General features: G+C 50.9%; 9 protein-coding genes and 1 pseudogene. 2 read left to right on the forward strand and 8 right to left on the reverse strand.

Annotation, left to right across the window (positions count from 1 at the left end):
- Positions 1–28 precede the first annotated feature (28 nt).
- The 7 genes and pseudogenes from AXW79_RS02710 to flaA form a co-directional block, all read right to left on the reverse strand.
- A pseudogene (locus AXW79_RS02710) lies at positions 29–2,115 on the reverse strand (motility associated factor glycosyltransferase family protein).
- 7 nt (positions 2,116–2,122) lie between these two features.
- A complete protein-coding gene (locus tag AXW79_RS02715; protein ID WP_005310313.1) occupies positions 2,123–2,422 on the reverse strand; it encodes a hypothetical protein in 300 nt (99 codons plus the stop codon).
- The gene (gene fliS / locus AXW79_RS02720) at positions 2,419–2,841 is read right to left on the reverse strand and encodes a flagellar export chaperone FliS (RefSeq protein WP_005310311.1); all 423 of its coding nucleotides are present in this window, start codon (positions 2,839–2,841) and stop codon (positions 2,419–2,421) included. Before fliS ends, AXW79_RS02715 begins: the two co-directional genes overlap by 4 nt.
- Before the next feature lie 25 nt (positions 2,842–2,866).
- On the reverse strand, positions 2,867–4,261 hold the full coding sequence (fliD, locus tag AXW79_RS02725; RefSeq protein WP_005310309.1) for a flagellar filament capping protein FliD: 1,395 nt from the start codon (positions 4,259–4,261) through the stop codon (positions 2,867–2,869).
- Positions 4,262–4,288: 27 nt separating this feature from the next.
- A complete protein-coding gene (locus AXW79_RS02730; protein ID WP_011898878.1) occupies positions 4,289–4,729 on the reverse strand; it encodes a flagellar protein FlaG in 441 nt (146 codons plus the stop codon).
- Between the two features lie 34 nt (positions 4,730–4,763).
- Entirely contained in the window at positions 4,764–5,675 is a 912-nt protein-coding gene (gene flaB, locus AXW79_RS02735) for a flagellin B (RefSeq protein ID WP_005310305.1), read from the reverse strand.
- Between the two features lie 582 nt (positions 5,676–6,257).
- Positions 6,258–7,175, reverse strand: coding sequence for a flagellin A (gene flaA, locus AXW79_RS02740; RefSeq protein WP_005310303.1), 918 nt, complete (start codon positions 7,173–7,175; stop codon positions 6,258–6,260).
- Between the two features lie 401 nt (positions 7,176–7,576).
- Between flaA and AXW79_RS02745 the strand changes: the two genes are divergently transcribed.
- Positions 7,577–8,209, forward strand: coding sequence for a trimeric intracellular cation channel family protein (locus tag AXW79_RS02745; protein WP_005310300.1), 633 nt, complete (start codon positions 7,577–7,579; stop codon positions 8,207–8,209).
- Positions 8,210–8,311: 102 nt separating this feature from the next.
- Positions 8,312–8,704, forward strand: a complete 393-nt coding sequence (locus AXW79_RS02750) for a hypothetical protein (protein ID WP_005310298.1) — start codon at positions 8,312–8,314, stop codon at positions 8,702–8,704.
- Positions 8,705–8,802: 98 nt separating this feature from the next.
- On the opposite strand, the gene thiI is transcribed toward AXW79_RS02750, so the two are convergent.
- Entirely contained in the window at positions 8,803–10,251 is a 1,449-nt protein-coding gene (thiI, locus tag AXW79_RS02755) for a tRNA uracil 4-sulfurtransferase ThiI (protein WP_005310296.1), read from the reverse strand.
- Positions 10,252–10,460: the final 209 nt, after the last annotated feature.

Consider the following 10,460-nt stretch of genomic DNA (forward strand, 5'->3'; position numbering starts at 1 on the left):
CTCTTCACTGAAAGGCATTACTTGCTGGTCAGGTATGTTTGAACACATTGAGCCCAGCAAAGTAGGTGGAGTCCTGCCGCTGGAATGCATCTGCATAAATCGCCTTACTCTCATCGAAAAAGCGATCGAGTATTGACTTAGCCTCTATCATCTTTCGCTCAAACTCATCAGGCTCTGCATCTACCAATGCCATCATCAAGGTTATTATATTGGCATAAAAATAATTTACAGAGCCAATTAGCACACGATAAATATGACTATTTCTACTCATCAAAAAATAAAGAAGATTATCATGATGTCGTTGCATCATAGTCTGAACTGCATTGCTATCATAAATTACCGAATTCCAATCCCTGCGAAACACGTCAATTACTTCATTAAAGAGTGGTACATTGAGAGAGTGTTGAAAATCAATAGTTGTCATATTAAATGACTGAAAACAAGATGCCATTATTTTATCGATCACATCTCGCTTTTTATAGGTAACCAATCTGCCATAAGTGAATCTACGCGACAAGGATAAGCACCATTGATATAAGCTCCATCACTGCTATTAATGCAATGTAGTTCTGGATAATCACTTAACACGCGTTCCATGTTGTGAATAGATAGACCGAATAAATTATTTATCAAGACCTCACCGCCAAAGTTACCGACGGCAGGGAATGTATCACGTAGATCTTGGTTATATTTAGGCTCTTGCTTTTCGTTATAGTACAAGCTCAGGCTGGAGTGATGCTTATCAGCTGATTTATAACCATTATCGATACCAAATAGGTATACCTCCTTGAATCCAAGCAAAGCCGCATAGTTAAGACCCGTATTACCTACAAAGGGATTGGAGTACTCTATAAGATCATATTCAAAATAATCACCAAAGTGACTAGTCAATAGCTTGAGCATAGGCTCATTTGGTTTAAATACCAATCCTGTCTCGCGGAAAAATTGTTTATATTCTGGGTGAATAACATCGACACTTAAAAAAACAGTTTCTTTGAGAAAATCACCAGCGTCAAGAATATGTAGAAAGTCTGCGGAACTTTTGGTTCGCTCGACTGCCACATATATATCAGGTTTGACGCCTGCTTTGTAAAGTGCACTGACCGCAGTACCACAGGCGATGATGATAGCCTGCTGCTGGTGCTGCTTGATAAAATCAATACTCTGATCCAGTGAGGGGCCATTACCAACAACAAAGACAGGAATATGCTTAAAAACAGATGTATTACGCTGTTTTTTCAGGAAGGGGGTTCCTTCCTGTAAATGGCTATGACTATGAGCTAATGCGTATATGTTATCGTCGAAAAAACCCCAGCCGGTTCTTAGAAGATAGAATTCCTTATCTACCTGCTTGATCAGTGCATGCAACTTAGGGGAGTGATAATGGCAGAATGAAAAGTAGACTGCCGACCAGAATGCCCCCTTTCGATGAAGAGCCTCCATCATATCTGCAGCCAGCAATTTTTCATCGACCCCGATAAAAAGATGCAAACTCAGCGATTCTTGTTCCATGAACTCAAAAAGAGAACACCAATCAAAACAGAACAAAGATGCATAAAACATGTCTAAGTCAGGCTCAAAAGCGAACAAGTTCCTGACCTTGCAGCGCTCATAAAGATAGCCAAGCTGGTAACCAAGACCGATCCCGAACATGAGTGATAGTGGAATGTCCATAGACAATGCTTTTTCAAGCGGCAAGCCTTCCAGCGCTGACTTCTGCTTTAGTTTAGCTATTTCATTATTATACTTGATATGGATTTGACCATCGATATACCACTGTGGTGCGAAGTCAACACATTGTAGCGTACTTTGTTCAATGACCTTTGCGATCTGTTCTTGGGCTTCGGCAAATGGATCTTCACCGTATAGAGCAACTTGCTCATCAAACCACAAGATATTGGGAATACCATTGTCATTGCAGAAAAAACGAAATGGCCGGACGGGCTGGTAATCTTTAAAATAATCATGAATGCCGGGCATGTGTTTAGCGAAAGCAGCCATATTGAGCTGATGACGAACAGGCAGCACATCCAGCATGGCGGCTTCCTGTTTTTTTTGCCGCTCGAGGCGAGAGAGTTCATTTTCTACATCGGCAATATTTTTATTAAAATCCATGATATGCCTAACCTGCATTCAGCTTGTAAAGATCAGATGCGCGACCCGCCTTGGAAAACTGCAGCAACTCCTCTTCTGCAAGATGTTTTTCTTTTCCCACCCACTCATGGATGGCTTGAAACTGCTGCAATGCCTGACGGTGCTCCGCATCAAGCACAGCACCCGATGGAATGTGTTGAAACACACCATCAAGCGCACCGAGATAAAGCTCTACCAGCTTGTCAGCCGCCTGCAGCTGGCGCTGCTCGAGCAGCGCCAACAGCTGGTTACCGGTTTCCATCAATACAATCAGAGGGGGACGGTTCATTCCGCCCTGCCTACTTTTTGCTGTGCCAGCGCCTTGTCGCGCTCTTCGACGGGAATCGCATCCCACCCGCTTTTTACGGTCAGCATCAGGTTAATCACCTCGTCAACCGCACTGATATCCATATCGCGGCTGGCATCCATCATCCGGGCCTTCATGTAATCATAAAGCGCGAACAAGTCCTCGGGTACCTTGCCATAAGAGAGATCCAGCGAGTCCTGCAGACCGTTGATGATGGCCATCGTTTTGGAGATGGACAGAGACTTGTGCTCAAAGTCGCGACGCTCAATCGCGCCACGCGCCTGAGCAAGACGTTCGAGACATCCCTGCATCAGTAGCTGAATGACACGATAAGGGTCGGCCACTGCCAGCTCGGATTGCAGACTCTGGGTGGTATAGGCTTTGATATTTTTCCGATACATATGAAACACCGATCCTGACTACAAATTAGCTGCTCTTGGTATTGAGCAGGTTCAAATATGAGGCCGACTTGTTCATCTTGGCCAGCATGCTATCCAAGCTCCCGTAACGGGCACGCAGTGTCTCTTCGTACTTGGTCAGCTGGGCAGAGACATCTGACTGCTTGCGATTGACATCACGCAGATCCGAATTCAGGCTATCTTCCCGCTTGGCAAGCAAGCCACCAGTCTTGGAGTAACTCTCCAGCTGTCCGGCCATCTTGCCGGCCACACCATCCTTGCCACCAAACAGAGCCACGACCTGATCGAAATTCTTGTCCACTGCCTCATCGAATTTCTCACTATCAAGGGAGAGCACTCCCTTGTTGTCCATCTTGACACCCAGCTGAAAGATGCTTGAAAACGTGGAAGAGTTTTTGGAGGGCTCAGTGATGGCCCCATTCATCATATTTATCACGGCGCGCGTGGTGGCATCGCCAGCCAAGGCACCACCATCATTTTGACTGACCCCGGCCACAATTGAACTGCGCTTGCCAAGATCACCGCTCTTCTTCACCAGGGCGTTGTAGCCATCGATGAAGCTCTTGACCATGTCCTTGATGCCAGCCTTGTCAGTGGTCACATCGACCTTACTCGATTTGTAGGTGGTCGTAGTTCCATCTGTCGTGCTGTCTGACGCTCTCAACACTGTTACCTTGAGCCCGAGAATCGTACCATCAAAGGTATTGGTCACACTGGTCAGCGTACTCCCGTCCACGCTAATCTCGGCATCCTGAGCATCTTGTTTCTTGGTCAATTTGGAAATGAAGTTGTCGGTCAACTCTGTGGTGTTGCCAGTTATCTGCAAGTCCTTGCCAGTACCACTGACACCGGAGTCAATAACAAGTTTGGACTTGCCATCGGACGTGTTCATGATGTTGACGCTGAGACCGAAGTTATCGCCATCATTATTGATACGTTTGCGGATGGATTGCAGCGTATCACCCGCCTTGACATCCACATCAAAAGTTTTGTCACCCGCCTTGAAGGTCAGTTTCCCGTCCTGGGTGACCATAGGGTCGGTGGATTTGTCGAACACGCCTTCAAACTTGCTGGTAGTTGCCAATTTTTTGACACTAATATCATACTGCCCGTTGGAGGCACCCGTTTTACTCTCCACCTTGAGTACGGGATTGTCCTTGTCCTGAGTGATGTTGATGGCGCGTTTGTTGAATGCATCATCCTTGGACATCGCTTTGAGCGTGGTCACAAAGGAAGCGATGGCTGATTTCAGTTGCCCAACACCTGAGAGAGTGATTTGAGCATTGGTCTTCTTGGTGGTAATTGGCTGCAGCAGTTGTGCCTTTTTGGCATCCACACTGGCAGCAATCACAGACTCCAGATCGAGTCCCGAGCCGGCACCTGCAGAAGTAATCGTGGTCATACTCACTCTCCTCGTTATGCTTGCGTATTAGATCTCGTTATCGAGCAGCAGCCCGACACGGGAACCTCCGCCGGTCGCATCACCTTCGCGCAGATCCTTGATCCGTTTGCTGATGGCCAGTAACTCTTCGCTCGGGATCTGGCGGATCATCGACTTGGTGTGGGCATCCATCACCTTGATGACAACCTGCTCGAGATCCTTTTCGACACTGAAGTTGACAGTCCATCCTTGCAACTTACTGAACTCTTGCAAGTTTTGGACCTCCTTTTCAATATCAACCTCAGAAATATCCTGTTTGCTGGCTTTTGCTTGTGCCTTCTCCTCTTGCTGTTTCTTCACATCCTGTGCCATCACCCGCTGCTCTTCCGTCGTGCCAGATAGCACTTGAGCGGCCGATTGGCCGCTCTTGCTACTTGACTGAAGAGAAGAAGGAGTGACCGATGAGGGTATTCCAATGTCATTGGCCATATCGTCGCTCCTCTTTCTATCTCATCACTGCCTGTTAACCCAGCAGGGACAGGGCAGACTGCGGTCTTTGGTTGGCTTGCGCCAAGATGCTGGAGGCCGCCTGTTGCAGAATGTTCTGCTTGGTCAGGTTGGCTGTTTCAGTCGCAAAGTCCGCGTCGCGAATACGAGAGCGTGCTGCACTCAGGTTTTCAGAGACGTTGGACTGGTTGCGAATGGTCGAGTCAAACCGGTTTTGCACCGCACCCAGCTCTGCCCGTTTGCTGTCAACCGCCTTGATCATGAAGTCAAGGTTGGCCATGGCCGATTGAGCAGAACTCGCCGCCTTGATGCTATTCATGTTGGCGACGGTCACCGGTGTTGTCCCAGATGTTACTTTATAGGGCTCTTTGCTACCTGCCGTAGTGGCTGCAACGGTTGCACTACCCTTGGAGGCGGCGGCAATACCACTGATAGTGAAAGCGCTCGTCATCTTGAAGGTTATGGTCTGACCAGCATCGGCACCGACCTGGAAGGAACCTTTGTACTTACCATCCAGCAGTTTTTGGCCACCAAAGGTAGTATCGCTGGAGATACGATCGATCTCTGTGGTCAACTGATCATACTCTTGCTGCAACGCAGTACGGTCATCAGTGTTGTTGGAACCGTTGGCTGATTGCTGAGCCAGAGTACGCATACGCTGCAGCATGGAAGTGACTTCATCCATGGCGCCTTCAGCGGTCTGAGCAACAGAGATGCCATCGTTGGCGTTGCGGTTACCTTGGTCCAGACCGTTGACTTGTGAGGTCAAACGGTTGGAGATCTGCAGACCTGCTGCATCGTCCTTGGCGGTGTTGATACGCAAACCGGAGGCCAGTCTGGTATAGGAGGTATCCAAGGACTTGTTGGTATTCATCAGGTTACGCTGGGCGTTCAGTGATGAAGTATTCGTGTTGATGTACATGGCCATAAAAATATTCTCCCGAAGAACATGCGACTGCGGGTTGCGCCGACAAAGCGACGTCCCACCGTTAGAAGAACAGGTTGAACAATCCTGTGTCTTCTGGCGGGTGTCTGTTTGAACGAACAGGCCACCCGCAGTAGTGCAAGCGTTGGATTCCGAACACCCCTCGATTGCTTCACTTTATTTAACGGCTGCAGGGACACAAGCTTTAGGAAAATAATTGCCGAAGGTGGCAAGTTTTATCCGGCAGGCGGCAAAGGGAAAGAGGACAGGAGCATAGCCAGGGGGTCTAGAGTTGGTCGAGGAACCGGATAGCGGCGTTGGTTGCTTTTGGCACGCTTTGTGCTTGAATATGGGGGAGTGGCGTCAATTTGACGGCACAATAAAAAGAGGCCGGAAAACCGGCCTAAAATGAGCATACGCTCAGGAGAATATGACCAAGGATGACAGAACTGAACAGCTGTACAACACTTGGCATTACTAATATAGAGAATTGATTCTCTCCCGATAGAACAGAGTGCAAACCGAACACCCCTTTGTTCCATCTCTTGACCAGGGCGGCCTGAACAACCGCCCTGTTTTCTTTTGTTAGCCCTGCAGCAACGAGAGGGCAGACTGAGGACGCTGGTTTGCCTGTGACAGTATGGTGGATGCAGTCTGTTGCAAAATGTTTTGCTTGGTCAGGTTGGCCGTTTCGGTCGCGAAGTCTGCGTCACGAATACGTGAGCGAGCTGCATTGACGTTCTCGGAGATGTTCGCTTGGTTGCGGATGGTCGAGTCAAACCGGTTCTGTACCGCACCCAATTCCGCACGCTTGCTGTCCACCACCTTGATCATGTAGTCCAGGTTAGCCATGGCAGACTGGGCTGAGCTGGCAGCGGTGATACTGTTCATGTCCGCAACAGCAACATTCCCCGTAGTCGAAGGCGTGACTTTATACGGTTCTTTGCTTCCTGCGGTCGTGGCTGCAACTACTGCATTCCCCTTAGTAGCAGATGCCATACCAGATATGGTAAAGGCAGTGGTCATCCGGAAAGTAATGGTCTGACCCGCATCAGCACCCACTTGGAAAGTCCCTTCATACCCACCATTAAGCAAATTCTGGCCGCCAAATGTAGTATCACCGGCGACACGATCTATCTCGGTCATCAATTGGTCGTACTCTTGCTGCAAAGCGGTACGGTCATCGGTGTTGTTGGAACCGTTGGCAGATTGCTGAGCAAGGGTCCGCATCCGTTGCAGCATGGAGGTCACTTCATCCATGGCACCTTCTGCGGTCTGGGCAACGGAAATGCCATCGTTGGCGTTACGGTTACCTTGATCCAGTCCATTGATCTGGGAGGTCAAACGGTTGGATATTTGCAGACCTGCCGCATCGTCTTTTGCGCTGTTGATGCGCAGACCAGATGCCAGACGGGTGTAAGAAGTATCCAGAGATTTGTTGGTGTTCATCAGGTTACGCTGGGCGTTAAGCGATGAAACGTTCGTATTGATATAAAGTGCCATAACCATTCTCCTAAGCTATTAAATTTACTATCTAATTTGCTCGGACTTTATTGTCTTTCCTGTCCGATGCGTCTTATTTAACGGCCTCTTTTTCGATGTCTTTAGCATTATTTTTAACGCTTCATCGCATTAACGCCGCTTACCCTATTTATCGGCACATTCCCGTTTTACTTAAGAGAAAAAATCCAAAAAGTTCCCCTTATCAGAAGGATGCCGCACAGGCCAAAGGCCATGGCAAAGCAAGTGCCCTGACCTGCAAGGTGTCAGCGCTCATCCGCGCACCCACATCCCGTTTGCAAAAACTGGGGCTGGCTCTCATTTTTGCAGGCCATCATTGGTCAGAAGCCTGTCCACCCCCTAAAATCGCGACCCCATCAACAATTGGACGTGAGTTGTTCTCCATGCAGACACTGGTTGAGCAGATTGTTTACATCAGCGACATGTTTGGTACTGCGGTATTCGCGTTTTCGGGCGTCCTGGTGGCAGGGCGGCTCAGGATGGATGCCTTCGGCGTCATGGTACTGGCGGCGGTAACCGCCATTGGTGGCGGCACCATCCGCGACATGATATTGGGTGCCACCCCTGTGTTCTGGGTGCGTGACCCTCTCTATATCTGGGTGGTGATTGCCACTGCGCTGGTGGGTATGTGGATGGTCAAGCTACCCAAGCGTATGCCCTGGTATGTGCTGCCGGTGGCGGACGCCTTCGGGCTGGCTCTCTTTACCGTGATCGGTGCCCAGAAGGCTCTCAACTTCGGTACCCCAGGTCTGATAGCGGTGATCATGGGGACCATGACGGGTGTGGCAGGCGGCATGATCCGCGATGTGCTGGCACGGGAGGTGCCCATGGTGCTGCAAAAGGAGATCTATGCCACCGCCTGCATTCTGGGGGGCATCCTCTATACCTTGGCACTGGAGGTCAACGTGGACAGGGTGACCGCCATGCTGATCAGCATGCTGGGAGTATTTGGTCTGCGGGTCGCTGCCATTTACTGGCACCTGTCACTGCCCACCTTTTCGCTGCAACGCCATTGATGTTCGGGCCGGGGGGCATGTCGCACTCCCGGCCTCGTTACGTTGAACCAAGCGGGCTTTTCTGTTGTCATAGGATCCAGTCGTTGTAAGCCGGAATCCCTCATGCAAAAACTTGGGCTCATTACTTCCCTGCTACTGATGAATGTGGCAACGGCGCACGCCGATGCACAGGTACTGTTTGGACGACTGGCTTCTACCCCGGTGCAGCAGTTCAACCAGCAGATCCGTCAGGCAAGCACGACCCGGCAAACCTGGGTCAATGATTATCGTGAAGTGGCACTGCGTTTTGTCGGCCATAGCGACATACCCAGTCGCATCCAGGCACAGCAACTGGATAATGATCTGGTGCTGTCGGTTGCCCTCGATGGCAACAAGAGTGACATGCTTTATATCCTGACTCTGTTTCGCAGCAATAACCTGTGGCAGATGAAGCAGGCCGAAATGGGCTGGCGTTGCCAGGGCGAGTCAACCTTTACCCCTGTCCCCTGCCCCTGATCCCCACGTTATCTCGACGCGCCATCAGAGCGTGATGCGCAGTGAAATAAAAAATCCGGCTCATTGGCCGGATTTTTTATTCGAAACGTCCCCCCTGATTACGGGCGGTACACCTTGACGTTGTCAAAGCCCTTCTCTTTCAGGTAGAGCGCCTGCAGCTTGCTCATCACGCCGCGATCGCAGTAGAGCAGATAGGTCTGCTCTTTGGGTAGATCACCAAAGGCGGTGGCCAGCTTGAAGAAGGGGATGTGCAGCACGTCACGGCCTTCCACCACCAAGGGTTTCTCGTCGCGCTCGTCGGCAGAACGAATGTCCAAGATCACCTCGTCAGCGGCCAGCACTTCTGTGGTCTCTATCTCTTGAACCTCGGCGGCAGTCTCTTCACCGATGCGGCGAATGTCGAGGTAACGGGCCTCGGACACCACCTTGTCCAGGATGGCGAAGTCGAAGTTGGCCTCTTCCGCCTCGATGTTGGACAGCACAGCCTTGATGGTCGGCTTCTTGGAGATCACGCCGCAATACTCCGGCATTGTCTCGGCAAACTCCAGAGTGCCGATACGACGGGCTTCGCTGATGATGTCCGGCTTGTCCCAGGTGATGAGCGGGCGCAGGATCACCTTGTCGGTCACCCGATCGATGACGTTGAGGTTGGTGAGGGTCTGGCTGGAGACCTGACCCACGCACTCCCCTGTCACCAGGGCCGGGATCTGGAAGTAGTCCGCCACCTGGCCTGCGGCACGCATCATCATGCGCTTGAGCACTACCCCCATCTGGCCGTTATCCACCTTCTCCAGGATTTCGGCGACCACGGGTTCAAAATCGATGGCGGTGAAGCGCACCTTGTGAGAGGCGCCAAACTTGCTCCACAGGTAGTAGGCCACCTGCTTGACCCCTATCTCGTGGGCGGCGCCGCCGAGATTGAAGAAGCAATAGTGCACCCGGCAGCCGCGCTTGATGAACTGGTAGGAGGCCACGCCCGAGTCGAAGCCACCGGAGAGCAGACTCAGCACGTCTTCCTGGGTCGCCATGGGGAAACCGCCCATGCCATGGTGAACGGCGCTGATGATGTAAAGCTCGTCGTTTTCCACTTCCAGGTTGACCTGGATGTCAGGCTTTTTCAGACGTACACCGGCAGTTTCGCAATGCTGGTTGAGGCCACCACCCACATAACGCTCCAGCTCCAGCGAGCTGAAATCGTGCTTGCCGACACGGCGAGCACGCACGCAGAAGGTCTTGCCTTTCAGCCGATCGCCCCAGACGGCGCGGGTCTGCTCGAAGATGTCATGCAGGTCGGTGAAGTTGCTCAGTTTCACTTCGAGGAAGTACTGGATGCCAGGGATGCAGGCCAGAGTTTCCAGATACTGGGCGTGGAACTGATCATTGCGGGAGCTCACTACCAGCTTGTCCCAATCCATCCGTACGCGGGCATCTTCGTCGAAGCGGCGCAACACGTTGCGAATGTTGCCCTGCAACATCTTGGTGAAGCGCTGGCGCACTGACTTGCTCTTGATGGTGATTTCCGGGAACAGCTTGATAATGAACTTCATGGTTTCAACTCGGGTGGCCTTGATTTAAGGGCGCGGATTATATCAGAACTTTGTTGCCAGCGCCTACAGTCTGAGCGTTCACCCATATTCTCCCACTCAATGTTTGCGGCCCGGCGGCAATCTTGCGTATATTCCCGAACCTGCGCCCTGGCAAGATGCTTCAACACAGAAGATCCGATGAAGACTTATATCTACTACCCCGGCATGGT

The organism is Aeromonas salmonicida subsp. salmonicida (genome assembly GCF_001643305.1).
Classification (GTDB): Bacteria; Pseudomonadota; Gammaproteobacteria; order Enterobacterales; family Aeromonadaceae; genus Aeromonas; species Aeromonas salmonicida.